This is a genomic window from Bradyrhizobium arachidis (assembly GCF_024758505.1).
Classification (GTDB): Bacteria; Pseudomonadota; Alphaproteobacteria; order Rhizobiales; family Xanthobacteraceae; genus Bradyrhizobium; species Bradyrhizobium manausense_C.
In genome coordinates this window covers 2032522-2052177 of record NZ_CP077970.1, presented here as the reverse complement: position 1 = coordinate 2052177, position 19656 = coordinate 2032522, and the positions used below count along the sequence as shown (strand labels likewise).

General features: G+C 61.7%; 19 protein-coding genes, 1 tRNA gene and 1 pseudogene. 5 read left to right on the top strand and 16 right to left on the bottom strand.

Annotated features, from left to right (window positions below; translation table 11 throughout):
- Positions 1-76: 76 nt before the first annotated feature.
- The 4 genes from KUF59_RS09095 to chpT all read right to left on the bottom strand — a co-directional run bounded on the left by KUF59_RS09095 (position 77) and on the right by chpT (position 4666).
- Entirely contained in the window at positions 77-442 is a 366-nt protein-coding gene (locus KUF59_RS09095) for a response regulator (protein WP_008138864.1), read from the bottom strand.
- Between the two features lie 72 nt (positions 443-514).
- Positions 515-985 (bottom strand): chemotaxis protein CheW, encoded by a 471-nt coding sequence (locus KUF59_RS09090; protein WP_258769376.1) that lies wholly within the window; start codon positions 983-985, stop codon positions 515-517.
- A 28-nt stretch (positions 986-1013) separates the two neighbouring features.
- On the bottom strand, positions 1014-3821 hold the full coding sequence (locus tag KUF59_RS09085) for a hybrid sensor histidine kinase/response regulator (protein WP_258769375.1): 2808 nt from the start codon (positions 3819-3821) through the stop codon (positions 1014-1016).
- A 191-nt stretch (positions 3822-4012) separates the two neighbouring features.
- Positions 4013-4666 carry a histidine phosphotransferase ChpT gene (gene chpT, locus KUF59_RS09080; RefSeq protein WP_212461994.1) on the bottom strand — a complete coding sequence of 218 codons (654 nt, stop codon included), beginning with the start codon at positions 4664-4666 and terminating at the stop codon, positions 4013-4015.
- A gap of 192 nt (positions 4667-4858) precedes the next feature.
- Between chpT and KUF59_RS09075 the strand changes: the two genes are divergently transcribed.
- A complete protein-coding gene (locus tag KUF59_RS09075; RefSeq protein ID WP_212461993.1) occupies positions 4859-5698 on the top strand; it encodes a 3'(2'),5'-bisphosphate nucleotidase CysQ family protein in 840 nt (279 codons plus the stop codon).
- Here KUF59_RS09075 and KUF59_RS09070 read toward each other — a convergent pair.
- Complete coding sequence (locus tag KUF59_RS09070) at positions 5692-6192, bottom strand: YHS domain-containing (seleno)protein (protein ID WP_212461992.1); 501 nt, start codon at positions 6190-6192, stop codon at positions 5692-5694. The two genes, KUF59_RS09075 and KUF59_RS09070, sit on opposite strands and share 7 nt — an antisense overlap.
- Before the next feature lie 109 nt (positions 6193-6301).
- On the opposite strand from KUF59_RS09070, the gene KUF59_RS09065 reads away from it, so the two are divergent.
- The 3 genes from KUF59_RS09065 (at position 6302) to KUF59_RS09055 (ending at position 8622) form a co-directional block, all read left to right on the top strand.
- On the top strand, positions 6302-6907 hold the full coding sequence (locus KUF59_RS09065; RefSeq protein ID WP_212461991.1) for a DUF1134 domain-containing protein: 606 nt from the start codon (positions 6302-6304) through the stop codon (positions 6905-6907).
- Positions 6908-7086: 179 nt separating this feature from the next.
- Positions 7087-8385, top strand: coding sequence for a coiled-coil domain-containing protein (locus tag KUF59_RS09060; protein WP_212461990.1), 1299 nt, complete (start codon positions 7087-7089; stop codon positions 8383-8385).
- Between the two features lie 162 nt (positions 8386-8547).
- Positions 8548-8622: transfer RNA gene (locus tag KUF59_RS09055), tRNA-Val, on the top strand.
- Between the two features lie 1143 nt (positions 8623-9765).
- Here the strand turns inward: KUF59_RS09055 and KUF59_RS09050 are convergent.
- Both KUF59_RS09050 and KUF59_RS09045 read right to left on the bottom strand, forming a co-directional pair.
- A pseudogene (locus KUF59_RS09050) lies at positions 9766-11123 on the bottom strand (IS701 family transposase).
- A gap of 205 nt (positions 11124-11328) precedes the next feature.
- Entirely contained in the window at positions 11329-11679 is a 351-nt protein-coding gene (locus tag KUF59_RS09045) for a hypothetical protein (RefSeq protein ID WP_258769374.1), read from the bottom strand.
- Between KUF59_RS09045 and KUF59_RS09040 the strand changes: the two genes are divergently transcribed.
- Positions 11657-11911, top strand: coding sequence for a hypothetical protein (locus KUF59_RS09040; RefSeq protein ID WP_258769373.1), 255 nt, complete (start codon positions 11657-11659; stop codon positions 11909-11911). The genes KUF59_RS09045 and KUF59_RS09040 overlap by 23 nt on opposite strands.
- 269 nt (positions 11912-12180) lie before the next feature.
- On the opposite strand, the gene KUF59_RS44340 is transcribed toward KUF59_RS09040, so the two are convergent.
- From KUF59_RS44340 to KUF59_RS09000, 9 genes are all read right to left on the bottom strand, one after another.
- Positions 12181-12483: a TIR domain-containing protein gene (locus KUF59_RS44340; RefSeq protein WP_408918087.1), complete on the bottom strand. Its 303-nt coding sequence runs from the start codon at positions 12481-12483 to the stop codon at positions 12181-12183.
- A complete protein-coding gene (locus KUF59_RS09035; protein ID WP_258769372.1) occupies positions 12392-13219 on the bottom strand; it encodes a hypothetical protein in 828 nt (275 codons plus the stop codon). Before KUF59_RS09035 ends, KUF59_RS44340 begins: the two co-directional genes overlap by 92 nt.
- A 25-nt stretch (positions 13220-13244) precedes the next feature.
- Positions 13245-14714 (bottom strand): SAVED domain-containing protein, encoded by a 1470-nt coding sequence (locus KUF59_RS09030; RefSeq protein WP_258769371.1) that lies wholly within the window; start codon positions 14712-14714, stop codon positions 13245-13247.
- Between the two features lie 9 nt (positions 14715-14723).
- Positions 14724-15596, bottom strand: coding sequence for an SMODS domain-containing nucleotidyltransferase (locus KUF59_RS09025; protein WP_258769369.1), 873 nt, complete (start codon positions 15594-15596; stop codon positions 14724-14726).
- A 3-nt stretch (positions 15597-15599) separates the two neighbouring features.
- Positions 15600-17051, bottom strand: coding sequence for a HesA/MoeB/ThiF family protein (locus tag KUF59_RS09020; RefSeq protein WP_258769368.1), 1452 nt, complete (start codon positions 17049-17051; stop codon positions 15600-15602).
- Positions 17048-17515 (bottom strand): hypothetical protein, encoded by a 468-nt coding sequence (locus KUF59_RS09015; RefSeq protein WP_258769367.1) that lies wholly within the window; start codon positions 17513-17515, stop codon positions 17048-17050. Before KUF59_RS09015 ends, KUF59_RS09020 begins: the two co-directional genes overlap by 4 nt.
- A complete protein-coding gene (locus KUF59_RS09010) occupies positions 17512-18534 on the bottom strand; it encodes a hypothetical protein (protein WP_258769365.1) in 1023 nt (340 codons plus the stop codon). Before KUF59_RS09010 ends, KUF59_RS09015 begins: the two co-directional genes overlap by 4 nt.
- A gap of 292 nt (positions 18535-18826) precedes the next feature.
- Positions 18827-19141: a hypothetical protein gene (locus KUF59_RS09005; RefSeq protein ID WP_258769363.1), complete on the bottom strand. Its 315-nt coding sequence runs from the start codon at positions 19139-19141 to the stop codon at positions 18827-18829.
- A 249-nt stretch (positions 19142-19390) separates the two neighbouring features.
- On the bottom strand, positions 19391-19648 hold the full coding sequence (locus KUF59_RS09000) for a LexA family protein (protein WP_258769362.1): 258 nt from the start codon (positions 19646-19648) through the stop codon (positions 19391-19393).
- Positions 19649-19656: the final 8 nt, after the last annotated feature.

Below are 19656 nucleotides of genomic sequence, written 5' to 3'. Positions count from 1 at the left end.
ACTCACCAACTAGGACTGAAACGGTTACTCGAAACGAACGCCGAAGACCGTTCAGCCTCCGGAGTGGAACGCGAACTTAGATCAGTCCCACTTCCTGGAACTTCGCCGTCACGATGTCCTTGTCGAACGGCTTCATGATGTACTCATTGGCGCCCGCATGCAGCGCGCGCGCGATGTGGGCGACGTCGTTCTCGGTGGTGCAGAACACCACCTTGGGCTGGTCGCCGCCGGGCATGCGGCGCAGATGGCCGAGGAATTCGTAGCCATCCATGATCGGCATGTTCCAGTCGAGCAGCACCGCGTCGGGCAATCCGCGCTTGCAGGCTTCCAGCGCCTTCTCGCCATCCTCGGCTTCAAGAATCTGGAAATCCAGGCCTTCCAGGATCCGGCGCGCAACCTTGCGGATGACGCTGGAATCATCAACGACGAGACAAGTTCTCATGTGAGCCTCTATTTCCTATCCCAAACGGGACACTTCCAAATTGCGAAGCGATCGTCGCCGACCGCCGTCTGCTCAGGCCGCCAGCATTTCCGGCGCGAGTTCGAGGACGCGATCGACGTCGAGGACGACCATGAGCTGGCCGTCGAGGCGGTGGACGCCGCCTGCGAGCTTGGCCATGCGGGGGTCGAGGTTGACGGGGTTTTCCTCCTTGCCGTCCTCGGGCAGGCGCAGCACCTCGCCGATCTGGTCGATCATGAGGCCGTAGGATTCGCCGCGCAGGTCGACGCCGACCGCCATCGGGATCTTGCCGTCCTCCGGCCTCGGCAGGCCGAGCCGGGCGCGCATGTCGACCACGGTGACGATGCGGCCGCGCAGGTTCAACACGCCCGCGATCTCGCGCGAGGACAACGGCACGCGGGTGACGCGCTCCGGCATGAACACGTCCTGGACGCGGGAGATCGGCAGGCCGAACAACTGCCCGCCGATCATCGCGGTGACGTATTCGACCATGGCGCCTTCGGCGGATTGGGTCTTGCTGCTCATTGGAATGTTCCCTGGTCCCTATCCGTAGTCAGGCCGCAGCCCGGCTGAGCTCGGAGGCGCCGGCCGCGGTCGCGGTCTGCTCCTTCAGCGCCGCGATCAGGCCGGGACGGTCGAACTTGGCGACATAGTCGTGGAAGCCGGCCTGACGACCGCGCTCGATCGCCGCCGGCGACACCAGCGACGAGAGCCCGATGATCGGCATCGCGGTGAGATTGTGGTCGGCGCGGATAACTTCCGCGAACTCGAACCCGTTCATGTCGGGCATCTCGATGTCGGTCAGCACCACGTCGAAGCTTTGCGAACGCAGCGCGGCGAGGCCCTCCTGCGCGGTCGGCGCGGTGCGGACCCGGTAGCCGGCGGCTTTGAGCACCGGCGCCAGCATGTTGCGGAAGAAGGCGCTGTCGTCGACCAGCAGCACCGACTGCGAGGCCAGCGACGGCTTCATCTCCTTGCGGGTGAACCAGTCGGCAAAGGCCATCGGCAGGAAGTGGCCGACGTCGATCACCTCGGTGGCCTGGCCCTTGATCACGGCCGAGCCCAAAATGCCTGCGCCTGAGCCGCCGACCTCGATGTTGAGCCGCTCCTCGACGATGTCGATGATCTCGTCGACCACGAGGCCCATGGAGCGGCCGTCATCGGCAAACACCAGGATCGGCTGCGCGCCCTGGGCGGCGATGGTGACGCCGTCCATGGCCACCAGCGGCATCAGCTGCTCGCGGTACTGCACCATGTAGCGGCCGTTACTGAACTCGATCTTGTCGGCGGGCAGCTCCTCCAGACGGGTGACGAGGCCGAGCGGTACCGCCTTAGGCTGGCTCGAGCCGGCGCGGAACACCAGCAGCGAGGTGGTCTGCTCGCCGTTGCCGATGTGATGGGCGGCGTTCTCGTCGGCCATGTCATGGGCCGAGGAGCCGGAGGCGCCGAGCGCCTTGGCAATGCCGTTGGGGTCGATGATCATGATGACGGCGCCATCGCCCAAAATGGTGTTGCCGGAGAACATGTCGATGTGACGCAGCTTGGTCGACATCGGCTTGACGACGATTTCTTCGGTGTGGAACACGCCGTCGACGACGATGCCAAAGGTCTGGCTGCCGACCTGCGTCACCACGATGAAGCCGTTCTCGGGATCGGAGGCCGCGCCATCGTCGATCTTGAGCAGCTTCTTGAGGTGGATCAGCGGCAGCAGCTTGTTGCGCAAGCGCAGCACCGCGGTGTCCTTGATGCGCTCGATGCGGTGCTCGGAGTTGGCGCGGGCCCGCACCAGCTCGACCACCGAGAGCTGCGGGATCGCAAAACGGTCGCCGGCGGCCTCCACGATCAGGGCCGAGACGATCGCCAGGGTCAGCGGGATCTTGATGGTGACGGAGGAGCCCTCGCCGGCCACGCTCTTGATGTCGATGGTGCCGCCGATCTGGTCGATATTGGTGCGCACCACGTCCATGCCGACGCCGCGCCCCGACACCGAGGTGATCGCCGCCGCGGTCGAGAAGCCCGGTGCAAAGATGAACTTGTGAACCTGGGCTTCGCTCATCTTCTCGAGCTCGGCCTCGCTGACGAGACCGGAGGAGAGCGCCTTGGCCCTGATCTTCTCGGTGTTGAGGCCGCGGCCGTTGTCGGCGATGCAGATGATGATGTGGCCGCCCTCGTGATAGGCGGACAGGCGGATGGTGCCCTGCTCGCCCTTGCCGGCGGCCAGCCGCTCGGCCGGGGTCTCCAACCCATGGTCGGCGGAGTTGCGCACCATGTGGGTCAGGGGATCCTTGATCAGGTCGAGCACCTGGCGGTCGAGCTCGGTGTCGGCGCCGTGCATCTCGAGCTCGATCTGCTTGCCGAGTTCGGATGAGAGGTCGCGGACGATGCGGGGCAGTTTTTGCCAGGCATTGCCGATCGGCTGCATGCGCGTCTTCATGACGCCTTCCTGCAGCTCGGCGGTGACGTTGGAGAGGCGCTGCAACGGCACCTTGAACTCGGTGTCCTCGTTGCGGCGGGAGATCTCAAGCAGCTGGTTGCGGGTCAGCACCAGCTCGGAGACCATGGTCATGAGGTGCTCCAGCGTATCCACGTTGACGCGGATCGACTGGTTGGCGACGCGGTCGCCCTCGACGAGGGTCTCGTCGGCCATCGACTTCTTGGCGGCGGCCCTCTCCCTGAGCGCCTTGGTGTCCTTGGCTGTGTCCTTGGCAGCGTCTTTGGCGGCGGGCGCCGGCGCCTCCGTGGCGGGCGCGGCCTTCACCTCGACCTTGGCAACAGGTGCGGGCACTTCGATCGCGGTCTCGCGGAAGGCGCGCTCGAGCTCGTCGAGCGACACTTCGCCCGGACGCAGCGGACGCTCCAGCGTCTGGTCGACCAGCGAGCCCTGGGTCATCTCCTTGCCCTTGGCCTCGCCGGCGGCCGGCATCTCCGGCGCAAGCGGCGGGGCGTCAGCAACAGGAGCAGCGGTGCCAGCGGCCATGGCCGCCATGCCCTGCTCGACCATCACTTCCAGCTTCTCGATCAGGTCGCGGTCGGCACCTTCAGGCTCGGCTTCGGTCGCTTCCAGCCCGGCCAGAATCTCCTTGATGCGGTCGATCGACGACAAAATCACCGTCACCGCTTCCGCGGTCACCGGCATGCCGTCGCGGAATTTGCCCATCAGCGTCTCGCCGGCATGCGCAAGCGCTTCCAGCCGCGGCAGGCCCAGAAAGCCGCAGGTCCCCTTGATGGTGTGAACCAGGCGGAAGATGTTATCCAGGATCTTGGCGTTGTTCGGCTCCTGCTCGAACTTCACCAGCTGGTTGTCCACGGTGTCCAGGCTCTCACTGGTCTCCGTCAAAAACTCCCGCAACAGATCATCCATGAAAACAGGCCTTCATACAGGGAGGGCGCATGAGGTCGTGATGCGCCTTTCAGAATGGGGCCAGCTTCACCGCAAAGCGTTTAATAATGGTTGAGTATGTGCAAAAGAACGGGACCAACAAAGAGATAAGGCGCTCCGATCAAATCGAAGCGCCTTGGTAAGCTTTGATTAACCCGCGAAGAAACGCGCGTTTACGAAGCGCTAACGATGATCGCCTCGCCCTCGGGCGCGAGCTTCACGGTGAGCCCGCATGCTTGCGCAAGCAGCCGTGTGTAATATGGCTGAATGGCGTGTGCATCGGCCGCGGGTCCGCGCTCGCCGCTGAGGAGTTCGGCGATGTTCTGCGGCAGGCGCGCATTGTGGCCGGACGCGGTGATGCGAAAGCTCATCGTCTCGCCCTCGCCGACGGGATCGACCGTCAGCGAGCCGCCGCGCGGAATCGTGTGCTGCGCAATGACGAGCATGTTGAGCAAAAGCTTGACGCGATTCTTCGGCAACAGGAGCCGCGGCAGATTCCAAGTGATGGTGCACTTGCCGTCCTCGATGTGACCGCGCGCCATGGTCTGCGCGTCGCCGAGATCGATCTGCGCGCCGGCCGAGCCGGCCGCGCCGAAGGCGAGACGGCAGAACTGCAACCGGGCGGACGCGGTCTTGGCGCTCTTGCGGATCAGATCGAGGGCGAATTCGCGGTCCTCGGGCTTGGGATCGTCATCGAGCACCTCCAGCCCGTTGACGATGGCGCCGACAGGGCTGATGAGATCGTGGCAGACCCGCGAGCACAACAGCGCGGCGAGTTCGAGCATATCGGGAGCAGTAGCGGTACCGGGTGACGAGGTGCCAGACATAAATGGTTCCTGGAAATTACACGGCGCGGACGCGGCGAATCACGCATGCTTTCGGGGTGGCTCGGCTTCTAACATTCGCAAGCCCATGACAGCTAGCCATGGCAGCTAGCGCTTGCGATAGGCTCGAAGCGGCCATAAGGAGCGCTCGCGAATCAAACCGGCGGGATGACGAGATTTGCCGATGAATGAGGCATGCAGGTGATGCGGGTGATGGACGGCAAGGCCGCGTGCGGCCTGATAGAGCCGCTGACGGCGCTGGTGGTCAGGGCGGGTACGGCGATCCTCGCCGTCAACCGCGCGGCGATGCAGATCGACGGCAAGCAGGATGGCTCGCCCGTGACGGAAGCCGACCTTGCCGCCGACCGCATCATCGGCGAAGGGCTTGCGATGCTGGTGCCCGACGTGCCGACGCTGTCGGAGGAGCGGACCCAGCTTGCGACGCCACCGTTTCGCGACAGTTTCTTCCTGATCGATCCCCTTGATGGCACCAAGGAGTTCGTCGCCGGCCGGGATGAGTTCACCGTCAATGTCGCGCTCGTCACAGGCGGCGTGCCACTCCTGGGCATCGTCAGCGCGCCGGCGCTCGGGCTGCTCTGGCGCGGCGTGGTCGGGCATGGCGCGGAGCGACTGCGCATCGACGGCGCCGTCACCGGTCCGGCCGAGCCGATCCACACCCGCGCAATGCCAAAGCCTGGCGAGCCCTGGGTTGCGGCGGTCAGCCGCTCGCATGGCGACGCCAGGAGCGAGGCGTTCATCGCCGAACGGCCGGGGGCGGTCAGGCGCACGCTGGGCTCGGCAGTCAAGTTCGGCCGCATCGCCGAGGGCACCGCCGACATCTACCCGCGCCTCGGCCCGACCTCGGAATGGGACGTCGGGGCCGGCTGCGCGGTGGTCACCGCGGCCGGCGGCCGGGTCACCGACAGCGAGGGCGGCGAGATCCAATTCGGCCAGCGAAAGGGCGATTTCATCGTGCCGGAGTTCATCGCCTGGGGCGATCCCAAGGCAATACCCAAGGCGGTAGGTCCCTACTGACTGAGCTGCTCCAGCAGCCCGGCCCAGCGTTTGTTCGCCTCATGCAGGAAGCGCTCGGGGTTGCCGGCGAAGGCGTCGCGGTTGTCCTCCCGGCTGAACAGATAGAGCCGTTCGGCCGCGATCACGAAAAACCGGGGATTGCCGGCAATGGTGACGCCGCGGGCGACGTCCACGGGGTCGTAACCTCCGAATTGCGGGCCGTAGACCTCGGGATGGGCCAGGAAGGAGGCCCGGTTGCCCTCGTTCTGGAACCGCCAGACCGCGCCCCACAGGTTCGCCTCGAACTCGGCGTTGCCTTGGGCGGGCTCGTGGACGACGAAATAGGCCACGGGGTCAAACCCCTCGATGGCGACGCCGGAGAAGCGGTTGACGACGATCCGCTCGGTCGTGGCGGCCTGGGCGACCGCCCCGATCGCGAGCCAAATGCCCGCCAGCAGGCAGATCAAGGCGAATCCGGGGCGCGAAGGACTGATTTCCTGCCGTTGTGCCGTCATAGTTGCTACGGATAACATCCGAGTCGAGGGGACAGTCGGCGCAACCTAGGGCCGCGCCTGTTGGCGTCAGGTTAAAGAAGCGTCCGGAATCGATACCAGGGGTAGTTTTATGACTTTCGCATCACGCTTCGCCGCGCTCGCGCTTGCCGCGATGGTGGGTTGGATCGTGCCAGCTTCCGCGCAGCAGGCTCCGCCGCCGAACCTGCCGCCGCCGCAGCGGACCCCGACGCCCAACACCTACGGGCCGGACGAGCTCGTGGGCGCCGGCCATCGCTTCTTCGGCAACGTCTCGCGCGGGCTTGCCTCGATCATCGAGAAGGCGGTCAGCCAATGGGGCCTGCCGAACGGCTATATCCTCGGTGAGGAAGGCTCCGGCGCCTTCGTTGCCGGCCTGCGCTACGGCGAAGGCACGCTCTACACCAAGAATGCGGGCGACTTGCGCGTCTACTGGCAGGGTCCCTCGCTCGGCTTCGACTGGGGCGGCGACGGCGCGCGCACCATGACGCTGGTCTACAATCTGCCCGCCACCAACGCGATCTACCAGCGCTTCGCCGGCATCGACGGCTCCGCCTATATCATCGGCGGCTTCGGCATGACGGCACTGACTGCCAACAACATCGTGCTGGTGCCGATCCGCTCGGGCATCGGTCTGCGGCTCGGAGCCAATATCGGCTACCTGAAGTACACGCCGCGCGCGACCTGGAACCCGTTCTGACGGGGTAGTCTTGTTTTAACGCGTTTTCTTCACGCGAACCGGGCCCCACTTCGCTCGAAAACGCTATGCTATTTCCCTGGTTACGGATCAACGTTAACGGCGGCCGGGGCTGGCTTTTGGCCGGCCCGCCATGGCATTGTGTTTGGTAAATTTTTCCTTGTTTTCGGGAGTTCTGCCCCATGGTCGAACCGATCATGTACCTGGCGATCGGTTTCCTGCTGTCGATGCTGTGCGGGCTCGCGATCGTGCCGCTGGTGCATAACCGCGCGGTGCGCCTGACCACGCGGCGGCTGGAGGCCGCAACGCCGCTGTCGATGGCGGAGATCCAGGCCGACAAGGACCAGTTGCGCGCCGAATTCGCGATGTCGGCGCGGCGGCTCGAGATGAGCGTCGACCAGCTCAAGAACAAAACCACGAGCCAGCTCGCCGAGCTCGGCAAGAAGAGCGACGCCATCAACCGCATGAAGATCGAGCTCGGCGAGAAGAACGCCACGATCTTCGCACTCGAAGCGCGCGAGAAGGCGGTGAAGGAGCAGCTCCGCGCCACCGAAGAGGAATTCAACACCAAGACCGAAGCGTTGCGCGGCGCCGAACTGGCGCTCTCCGACAAGCAAAACGAGCTTGCGAAGATCAATGCCGAATTGTCCGACCGCTCGATGATGGCGGACAGCCGCCAGGTCGAGCTGGTCGCGGTGCGTGCGCAGATCGACCTATTGAAGAACCGCGTCGGCGACGCCGAGAAGGAGTTCGCGGCAACCCAGGCGCGGCTGACGCAGGAGCGCAGCGAGTCGGAGACCGCCTCGCGCGAGCTTGGCGATGCGCGCGGCCGGGTCGAGAATCTGAGCCAGCGCGTCACCGATCTCGACCGCCAGCTCATCGTGCAGGTCAAGGAAGCCGAGATGCTGTCGGGCCGCGTCACCGACCTGGAGGGACGGCTCGCCACGCAAGGCAAGCTGCTCGCCGAGCGCGACTACGAGAACAACCAGCTCCGCCAGGCCAACGAGGCGTCCGAGCGCACCATCAAGGATCTGCGCGTCGAGGTCGCAGCCCTGAGCGGTGGCGGCGGCTCGCCGATGCTCGAGCGGCTGCGCGGCGAGAAGGCCGCGGTCGAGGAGCAGTTGCGCCTCGCACGCGACGAGCGCGCCAAGCTGCAGCGGGACATCAACGCGATCCAGAGCCAGGCCGAAAGCTCCTGGGCGACCGAGCGCATGGAGAACGCGCTGCTGCGCGAGCGCATCAACGACATCGCCGCCGAGGTGGCAAAGCTCGCGATGCAGCTCGAAGGCCCGAACTCACCGATCGAGGCGCTGCTCGCGGCCGAGGCGGGCGCGGCGCCAAAGCCCGCCCCGCGCCCGGCCAACGACGCCCCGACCAATGGCGCCGCTGCCGTCACCCCGCCCGAGGGCGGCGGGACGCTCGCCGAACGCATCCGCGCGCTGCAGGCCCACGCCTCCCGCGCCCGCCAGCAGGGCGCGTGAAGCGTCCGAAATCGCGATTTCGGCAACGATTTTCGCAATCTACCGAAGGAATTCAGGGGCCAGGGCGCCTGAAAACTTGACACCTTAAGCCCGCACTTCTAAATCGCGGGCTCCAACGAATGCGCCAGTCGGCCGATTTGAGGCGACCCGCATCATGGTCCCGGGCGCATAGCTCAGCGGGAGAGCGTTCCCTTCACACGGGAGAGGTCCAAGGTTCGATCCCTTGTGCGCCCACCAATAATCCCCTCTCTCCAATGACTTAGCAGCTTCTTTCCCTCAGGATGTGCCCCCAAAAGTTTGGGGCACAACAGGGGCACACGCCGCAAAAAAGATCTCGCCCCACTCGCTGGTCTGTCCACGACGACATCCGTGTCGACACAATCGCCATGCGACCAGGATCAATGGAGTTGCGTTCGCTTCGATTCGACGTTGCTTTGCGTGCGATTCGACTCTCGAATGACGAACGTGCGAAGAAATTGAACGCAATGGAGGATGACGGTACGTTTAGACGAGGCGTAAAAGTTCTAAGCGCTCTTGTTTGGCTGGCTTCCGGCGGTTTCTGGCTAGCATCCGCCGCGTTGTCTCATCCGAATTTGTCGAAAGGTGCACAACTAGAGGCGGTGTATTGGAACGTATGGGCAGCAGCTACGGCTGCGGTAGGCGCTCTTACACAGGCATTCTTGGCGACTGACCGTCGGCAGAAGTAGAACTTACGAAGAGCGCAAGAAGACCTGTCGCGCCGCTTGGAGGCAGCCGTCGCAGGACGGATCAACTCCGAAGATAAGAGGCAACGGAGGCGCGCGCAGCCAAGTGAGCAGACGCTCGCGCGCGCACTTTCGACAGAGCCGAGTGTCGGGGGGTTCGAGTCGCGGGGGGCAACCCCCGATACCGACAGTCGCTTGTCGTGGCTGTATGAAGGGGCGGCTTTTGCGTCCCGAACGCAATGAACATTGTCTAAGTTGTTGATTTTTCCTGCTGGCGGCCACTTCCGTGCCGTTTGTTCACGGACGTTTCGTCCAATTGTGGCAAAGTCGCTGGCAATAAGCCCGCTTTCCCCGAGCAGGCCCCGCTCGTCCATGGTGCTGAAGTCGGACGTTTGCCAAACATCTCGGGGCTGATCTATCGGGAGCTACGGGATGGGACGGGTCCGAGCGGCCTCGGTTTTTCGGCTGCTTTTCGCAAAGATAACGAAAACGCCGCGCTCGCCAATTTTCTCAAATTGATAGCTGAGCGCTATCCCTGTTTGCCTGAGACGCGAGTGTCGGTCGATGAGTCGTTATGCTCGAACAAGTCTCGCAACGTACCACCGGCTTCTCACTCTGCGCGCCTGAAATCGTTTACCTGGGTTAGCACTACTTTGGCAGATTGAGTTGCAGCTTTTCACGGATTCGTTTTCGGCAGTAGGGGCATCGCTGAGCTGACGGTCGAAGGATGAGATCGATGATGGCGTGGCGTACCGCCGGCAAGCTTGGCTGCGGCGGCGGTCCGTTGATTCTTTTTTTTCCGCCCCGCCTGGGCGAGGCGACGGTGTTGTAGGAAGGCGTAGGCGATCATGGTCATCAGCGCGTGACGATGCAGGCCTTGCCAGGACCGCCCCTCGAAGTGATCAAGCCCGAGCTCCTCTTTCAACTGCTGATGCGCCTGTTCGCATATCCATCGCGCCTTGATGGCGGCGGCTAATGTGCGCAGATCTGTCGCGGCGGGCAGGTTGGCGAGATAGTATTTCTTTTCCCCTGATGTCCTGTGTTCGCCGATCAGCCAAGCCTCCTCGCCGGGAAGATGCTGCTGGCCTTTGTCCTTGATCCGCTGGGGAGGTCCATCGGCGATCCGCACCCGAACCGCAGCAAAACGGGCTTTCAATCGGCCTTTGGTCCCCGTTCGCCAACTCACATTTTTCCACTTGGCGTCGGCGAGCATGTCTTCGGACGGGCGCGACAGGATATCCGGAATCGACCGCTTGCGGGGACGCCCGCGCATCGCAACCGGCCAGATAAGCTTGACGCCGACCGGGTACACCTTGAGGTGACGCGGGATGCCAACGGCCCACGCCAGCCCGCGTGCCGTGAGCCCTTGTCGAAACGGCGCACTGTGGCCGTATCCCGCGTCCGCCAGCACACAACCGAAGCGCACGCCGGCTGCCATCGCGCGATCGATCTCCGCCAAAGCGATCTCTGGCTTGGACCGTGGCGTTCGGTATTCGACCGGTACGCCGGCGCGCTTCAACCGTGCGACATCGCTCGTCCAGCTCTCGGGTACGAAGAGACGCAATGCGATCATCACCGGCACTTCACCGCGCGCAAGCGTCAGCGACACCAACGTTTGGCAATTTGCCGTTTTGCCAAGAGCCGAGGCATATTGAGCCGCGACACCGACCGAGTGTTCGCCCTTCTTCGGCATTGCGGTGTCGTCGATAACCAGCACCGCATCATCGCCGCCGACGAGCTGGTCGGCCTCCTTGAGCAGCTGTGTCTCCAGCGGTGTCGCATCCCAGACGCCATCAGCGATGAAATGGTGCAGCTGATCGTAATCGCCCGCTGCAAAGCGCTCCGCCATCGGTTGAATGCTCTTGCGCTCACCAGGGCCGATCAGCCCCGCAATGTAACGCGGACACATCCGCCGCCGGGCCTTGTGACCCAAGCGATCCAGGAATGGCTTCAGCCAACGCTCGAGCTGGTCTTCCCAATCCGACGTCGCGTTCCCCATGGTCGGCCCTCCAAAGCCGACCCCCTATGAATCATTGAAAAATCGATTCGGGAATCCTAACAGGCTCGCTAACCTGACGAATCTGCCAAAGTAGTGTTAGCCTCCGTTGCGAAAGTTACCCATCAGTTTTTGGCGCCAGCGCACCGGTTGGAGCGATCGAGCACCGCGCGCCGCCTCAGCGGAAAGATCAAGCTATAGTGACAGGCAGCGGGACCGAATGGCAGGTTTTCCGGTAGCTTGTTAGGCTTTCTTGACTTCGACCAGAAACGTCGTCACTTCGCGCCGCAGTGAATCGGCTCCGTCGGCCAGCGAGCGCGCTGCCCCGCGCGTCCTACCGGCGATCATGCTCGAGACTTCCGCGCCGTGAGTTACGCTACGGATATCGTCGGAAAGGTCTAGAATTCCGTCCGCGGCTTGATGAACATTACGCGATATCTCCTGGGTTGCCGCTTCCTGCTCCCCGACAGCGGAGGCGACGTCGGCGGATATCTGGCGCACCCGATCCACCACGGTGGCGATGGCTCCGATCGCCGTGGCGGCTCTCTGCAAAAGTGCGGATAGGTATAGCATGCTCAAACCGATCTCATCCATCTTGGACGCCGACATGCGGTTCCGCAATCTGGCAGACCCGAGCGGGACCCGCTCGATGTCCGTTGCCGATCTGCACGCGATGATCGAGCCCATCCAGTTGTCTGATACTGTACCGGAAGAGACACGGCGCGAATTCGATACGGCACGGAATGCCTTCGTTTACGCTTGGTTCGTGTATGAATTTGCGACGCTCGCAGAGCTGGCTGGCTACACCCGCTCCGCCGGCGGATAGATCCGGCTCCGCCCAACACCTCAAGGAGCCCGGGCCTAAGCCGGTTGCTCCAAATGGCGATCGAGAAGGGTTACCTTGAGCACGCTCATTTTGAAGTGCCCTCGCCGTCCGGCGAGCGGCGCGATGGCGTGCCAGCTCGGCTTCATACCGATGCTGCGTAACCACGTTGCCCACGGGAATGTTTACTTACTTCCGCAGGGCGCGCTTGAATCGCTTCGGCTGTGTCGGGCTGTGATAGAAAGGCTCTTTCCGCGGCTGCCGTAACCACGCTAGGCATCATTCGAGCGAAGACGCTTCACGATTGCCTCGGCGGTTTGGGCCGGTGACCAAGCCGTTACATCGATGTACCCATCGATGCTAAATAAGCCCGCCACGTCTGCTTGATCGAGGCGCAGGAGCATCACAGTCGCGTCGCGACGCTGCTTGACGATGTCACGTATGGCTCGCCATTCGAGGCCGCACCATTCTTTGACGTTGTAGTCACCACACAGAAATACGACAACCAGGTCGGAGTTGTCGTGATAAATCCGCTCTAACAGCACATCCAGGTTTGGCCGCCAACTCAGCGACATAGTCATTGTCGTAGAACACGGAATCGCTCCCGAGTTCACTCTTCAAATGTTCGGTGACCGCGCAGGCGAAGGGACGGTGCTCCCCAGGAAACGAAAGCGCAACCCTAAAGCGCCGTGTATCAATTGCCGACGGCGCGGGTGCTTTGCGCTTCGCCGTCGCAAGCATCGCATCGATCGCCGAGAGGGAGGCAGCGTATGGATCAACGTCAACCTTTGATTCCATAAGGTAGCGAGGATGCGTTCGCCCAAGGTGATGCAGGACATGATTGAGCCAAATCGCCAACCGGTTCGCATTACTGCGAGATATCGGCTTGCCCGTCGTTGACGGAGGAAGGTTCGATGTGAAATCGGCGATGGCCTGAGTCTTGATCCGGTCGCACTCTTTCTCGAAAAAGAGGTTGCCGGCCCGCTGAGCCATGCGAATGAAGTGCGCCGTTGGCTCGCCTTCCAGCAACGCATAGGCGGAGAACTGGCAGCCTCTTAAACCAGCCATGACGAAGTTGCTCGCCTGCATATTGTTGTACAGCCGAGTGGTGGCATCGTCGGAGCCGTCGTGCTGACCGTAGTACTGCCAGAGCATAATCTGGTGATTGGGCTTCCTGAATATCCGATCCGTCGGAATTCCCTCTTGGGAAAAATACAGGATCGATAACGAGAGGTCGGGAAACTTCCCGGCCTCCTCCTCGAAAGCCTTTTGCAGCCTTATCAGTTCTGGTCGTTTTTCCGGTGCGGGCATGAGACGGGATGCAAAATTCGCGGGGTTAGGTTTTCAGAAGGCAGCTTGGAACGTAACTGGGGTCTTGATACTCGAATAGCTGGATCCTTCCGATCGAGGTAAGCTGCTGACCGAGAAAGACCGAGAGCGCGAAGGGGCCATAAAAGAACAACCGCGTCATACGAAGCTGACGAGCCTTCAACAGCTTGCCAAGCTCCTCCCGGACGGCCATCGCCATAGCGACGGCGTCGCCATCGCCGCCGATCGATTGCGCCCCCTGGCTCGGCGGCGACATGAACACAAAAGCATTTGGCGCCTGGCCGGTGGATTCAACGTATCGCATGACATCCAGGCGGCCATCGCCACGAATATTCAAGCCAAGAACGAGGTCCGTACCGTTCGGGTCCGCCTCGGTGATTTCCGTCTGCAAGGCGTAACCAGGCGTCGGCGTTGCATCCGAGCGCCAAAACTCCTTCGCAGGCGGCTGCGAGATTTCGAAGGTCCAGCTACCAACCGCCGGGAATGTTGCGCCAATGGCAATGCCGGTTGAGAGGGTACATTTTCCGCGCAGCCGTATCGTACGAACAGCGCCCGCCGCCATGATCAGTTTCCGCAAGCCATCGAGTTGCGGTACGAGATCGTTCGTCCAGGCATCGGGCGAAGGCACCTTCCGTGACCCGCGATCGAACAGAGGTGTCCAGTCCAACTCATAGTCCGCAGGCGGCGTGAATGCTTCCTTCGTCCAGTTGTGAACCCAGAGCGTTACACTGGCTTCCGCCGACAAGTCCGCGAGGACTGCAGAACGCAAAAGGGTTTTGATTGACGACTTGTCCAACACCGCGCCCTTGCTCGCGCCGACTTTATTCAAAAGGGCAGCGTAAGCTGGCTGGACCATCGCTCGAATCTTACTCGCAAATTCGGGGTGACTAAGCATTCTGGCGATGAAGAGATCAAGCGCACGCTCATCGTGCGCCAGATCGCCATGCCCAACATCAATGAAGACTTTCTCGTGGATGAAGGCGATGTCCTCATCACTGAGGCCAACGGTCCGCATGCGCTGATCAACGTCGGACTTAGTCTGAGCTAAGGCCGGAACGTCGTCATCATAAAAGGGCTTGGCGTTCCGGAAGCGTGAAAGGCCCGTTTCAACAGGTCGCATCTGCTGAGAAAGACTTGGGCACGCCAGCCGGAATTCCTGATAAGTGTCCGGCATATCTGCGTTGAACTTACGAAACGCCCCAATGACCTCCTTGAATTCGGCGGGCGCGACATCGTGGTCTTTCGTCTGGATGTGCTTGCGGCGGGATTTCCCGTTCTCGAGATAACGAATGTCAATATCGCCCGTGCCTTCCGTGAAGAGCTGATGAAACGAGTCATCCTGCAGCCAGATTGGCAGGTGGCATACCGTGTAGCGGCTTTGAAAATCAAAGCCCTTCCCGGCATTGATCCCGCCCATCGCGTCCGGCGAGAGGAGCGACCCCTTATCATCGGGCGATCCGGATGGGGCTTTGGCCATTCGCTTCTCCTACGCGCCGAAGGTCGAACCGAAAAGCTTTCGCCATAGCTTGCGGCTTTCCGCTTCATCGGTTGCATCAAGCGCCTGACGTGCCGTCGCCGCAGCCGACTTCACTTGATCGAGGAAAGCATCAAAATCGGCGCTACTCCAGCGCTTGGCGACGTTCACAGTTGCAAAGCCCGGGTCGGCGATGAACGGCACGGTACCCAAGCCGCGATAAAACCCATATGACGAGTTGATTCCTTCGAGCACACTAACAACGGCCCGCGCGTGCGAGGTGGGTTGGCCTATCGTCTGGTGGACAAGCGTTTCCAGGATATAGGACTTCGGCTTTGATTTCTCGGTCGGCAGCCGATCGCGCCAGGCCTTCATCAACTTCACAGTTTGCACGTAATAACCATCCGTCGACTTGTTCTTCTCGGATGCAGCGCTGATCTGTCCCTTGGGGTGCGACTGCACCCATTCCTTGGCGTCACGATCCGGAATCCAGAGTGGACCATCTTCGTAAACGGGCGATCCCGGCACGATGTCGAGCCACACACCTTTAGCACTAACGCCGATCGAACGGCCTTGTGGCCGCGTTTCGCTGTAATATTTATCCAGCACGCCCTGAAGCCAGCTGAGAACGACCTCGGGTTCGGATCCCTCGGCATGAATATCCAAATCAAGAATGCAGACCACGTCCACATCTTCGATGTCGTGGATGGCGGTATGTCGCCGGTAGGAACCCGTCAGAAACGTTTCTTCGTGAGCATCCTTCGTCTCTTCATCCGTTTTTAGCTCATCCCGGACTTTCTCATGCGCCTTCTTGGCTCTGGTCACGGCATCATCGTCAGGCTGGCACGAGCTGACATATTTCGCGAAGTCTCCCGAAAGCTCCACGGGTCAATCCTTTTCCGGTAGCGCCGGAAGCCGTGCTGGGTCGATGCTATATGCGGCGGCAAATCCTGCAAGGAAGTCGCCACAAACGGGACATTGCTCGTCCCGTTCAAAATAGATGCCGTACCAGCGGTTGATCGTCATCTCATCGCGGCTCTCGCTCAAGGGGGGCATATCGGCATACTGCGTGCCGGGTTCAGGCCGGTTAAGCCAGAGATACCAAGGAGCATCGAAGTCACGTTTGAGCACATTGAGCGTGGAGGACTTGTCCGCGAGAAGTTCAAGCAAGGCTAGCTTGGCGAGTTGCGTGGCGATAGGGAGCACATCCAAAGAGAGCCCTGGCTCCACGGCCACAGGCCGATCCGAGTAGGCTATCGCGTCCGCGTCATCCTGCGAGGATACCTCCACGTCGGATGCTTCATCCGGCAGCGCGGAAACAAAACACTGTTGGCATGGGGAATGCTTCGGCCGGACACGCAAAATTTGCCCGCCATAGGCCCGGCGGAATGCGCCCCCGTAGACGGCCGGCTTGTTTGCCGACACGCAAAGCTCGTTGATCAGCAATTTGCTTTGGCGGTTGTCCGTTCCGCAGATGACAAGGTCGGCCGCTTGCACAAGGCCGCCCATCGTCCCGCGGTTGTCAAAACCGACATCGACTATATGGACATCAACTTGCGCGTTTGGATTTTTTTCGAGGATGAGATCGCGCGTAACATTTGCTTTGGTGCGGCCCACCTGCGAGATTCCACCAGGATGTCGTACCACATTGCCGACTGACAGGCGGTCTCGATCCACAAGAATGAAATGCCCCACGCCGGACTTGGCCAGTTCGACCGCGACATGGGCTCCGCCCGTTCCGAGGCCGATACACAGAACGGTCCGGTCCTTCAGGATGGTCGTCTCCAATATTCCCGCACGGCGCAGGTCGAGCTGAGGCTCGATATCGGCAAACACCACCTCGCGCCGGTCGCCGGCAGGCTTCCCACCTTCAATTAGCTCTGCCCGGTACGCGATATTGTCAGGCGACACAAACACGTCGGCCCGGTGCGTTGGTTTGTCAGTTGGGACGATTGAGATCACCATCCCCTCGGCTGGCTGTCCCTGCTGTTGGCCGAAAACGAGCGTCGCTGGCGCTTGCGTACCGCTGCCTTGAATGCACAGCTCTAACTGAGTGAGCGCGTCGCCATCGTCCCAGGAGCTGAAGTCAACGGCAAGTGAGCCGAGCTTTGTCAGGTCGGGCCACTTGTTGCGTAACCATCCAGAAGAAAGCGTCACGACACCAAACATATCCGCATCGTCAGCCGTGATGTTAAGCGCCTTCGGGGTAGAGACCCCTTCGGAAACCGCAACGATGGTGCGCTTCGTCTTGTCGTAGACGAGCTTTGACTTGCCCGGCTTCCGCTGGGCGATGGCCTGCATCGCTTCACGGATCATCGAGCGTTGGTCGCCGGTGCTCATGCGGTCTCCTGCATTGTGCCAACGAAGTCAGCGAGATCGCGCCCCGTGGCGAGGTGCTGTTCGTAAGCTTCGAGCCAAAGCATCGCCTTGAGAAAAACCTTCTGCAGAACGATGCCGGCATGCCAACGTGCACTGCGCCAATGGCAAATCTGAACCCACCCTGCAGCGTGCGGCTCCAAGGTGTGCATCGCGTGCGAGACGCCCAGCCCCGAGATGGCTGCACCATGGTAATTGAACAGTGGCTTCGGATCGGTGATGTAGAGTGACGGCCGCTCCGTGGGATAACCAGGAGGGATTATGCAGAAAAGTTGATAGCTTCGGCCCGCGCTCGTCGTCGCCGTGCCCGATGCGTTGTACGTATCGTACGTCGCATAATGATAAACACCGAACTGGGTAAATCCCTCGTTTTGTAGAATTTGGTGTTCAAGCTGCAGGCGCTGTCGTTGTGCCGATGTCCAATTCACGCGATACCTCTTTCGGCCTTGGCCGCACGATACACCTGCACGATGCCGTTGATGTCAGGGACCATCAGCCCCGCTGGCGCTTCAATCTGCTCTGCACCACCCGTTGCCCGATCAAGGCAGTGAACCTCGAGGACACTCATCGGCCATTTCTGATCGATGGCGAACGCGAGGTGATGCGGCTCCTTCAGCTGGGCAACTAGAATTTTTCCGAACGCCGTCGTGTGCTGCTCGATGGGCGCGCCGCTCTCCCGTTCCAGCGCTTCAGCGAGATGCGATAGGGCTCGTTCCTGCGTCGACGTGTCCACGGCGGCGGCGTCACCGAGTGCGGGCGGTTCACTCGCATCGCCAATCCGAACGTGGTCCAGCGCAACGCCTTGCCACTCATCGAGCGATTGTTCCGAAAACACACCACGTGCGCTGAGCGCTTCGCGTACCGGACTGCATCCAGCGTGTAAGGTGACATTCATTGCCGTCGGCCCATCCTCAACGGCCAGATCGTAGAACCACGGATGAATGCGCACGACGGGCACGTTGTGCGATCCCTCCGTCGTGACGATGATTTCCACCATGCCCGGAAAGTTGTTGCGCTTTCCAAGTTGGCGGATGCGTCTGCGGTCGCCGGAGCTTGGCTCCGAGAGGCCAAGCCGGTGGTGGGAATGCCAATCGCCGAAATAGCGAAGCGCCCAATCAGTCGCGAGCGGCTCGCTCAATTGCCTGAGATAGTCGACGTCGAGCCGGAAATGCGCGTTGTCGCGCTGCGCCTTTGGGCCCGCTTTTGTCGCAAGAAATACTGTCGGATTAACTTGCCAGCGCCCAAAGAGGTCGCCGCCGGTCTCGACCGTCCACGCCGCGGCCTCGGCGGCAATAGCGCGCAGCTCTGACTCCCAGATAACAAGAGTCCTTCGTGACACCTCCGGGCCGGCAGGTGCGGCGGAGGCGCGTTCAACCTTGGGCGCGGACGGCGCCAGCACCTTCGATTTGCGACGGCCAAGAAAGCTGGCAATCCGCTTGATTACCATTCCGCCTCATACTCATCACCGAACCCAACTCAACCACGAATCGGGGAGCCAATTGTTCTGCACCATGCAGCGGCATGCGCCAAGTGTTCCAAGAAGCGAGGCCCGGAAATTGGAGGCAAACCCAAACCGGACCTCGCAGCCGCCAATCCCGTGGGGAATCGACGAAGGTGAAGGATCGCATGGCCGGCTTGTGGTGGGTGGTCGCGCCCCCTGGTCCACGCGCTGTTTTTCACCATAAAGGCGCATCATTTCGCCGGAAAGCACAATTCGGGGGCAGCTAGGTTCCCGACCGTCACGATTTCGGCTCCGTTCTACTGATTTCATCCATCGCATCTGCCAGCGTCCGCAAAAACGCTTGGTGCCAACCGTCTTCATCTTCAGACAGCCGCCACGCAGGTATGCTCGCAACGTAGCGGCTCAGAGCGACTACGCCCGCCATCGTGGTCGGCTTTGAACGGATGAGCAGCGTCAAATGCTGGCGGAGAGCCGCCTCCCTTTCTCCGGTGATTTCGTCAGCAGCATCAAATTCGGGGCCCTCGTCCAGTCTTGTGGATATCGAGGCGGCGGCATCGGATTGCGCGGCGAGCTCGCGGTTCTGCTCGATCAAGGTGAAGATCGGATCTAGTTCGGCCGCCGCGACGCCGGGCAGTCCGGCGGGGCGGCAAGGCCAGCAAGTGCCGCTCGGCGCGACAGGCCCTCCGCGGCGCCGGAAGAGCTGGGAAGAGGCGTTTGGTCGAGCCGATCGAGCATTCGGCGCGAGGATTTGCTTTCGGTAGTCATGACAATGCTCCGTTGTTTGGTCCTTGTAAGCGCCTAGTGGCTCTGCACAGTGATTTTGACAGGTTGGGTCCGGCGGTCAGATTAGCTCCGGCAGGAGTTTCGGATCAATGAGGACCTCGATGCTGCGAGGCGTCCTTGGCTGCCGTCTGATGAGGCCGGCGCGTTCCAGCGTCAGCACCATCTGGTGAACCGAAGGCGGGCTGACGCGGAAATATTCCTGTATGTCGGTTTCGGCCGGGGGCCTGCGATGCAGCCGGGTGTAGAGGTGGATAAAAGCCAGATACTGCCCCTGCGTGGGCGTGAAGGGTTTTGTCGAAGGACTCACGCCGGCCATCCGATTCA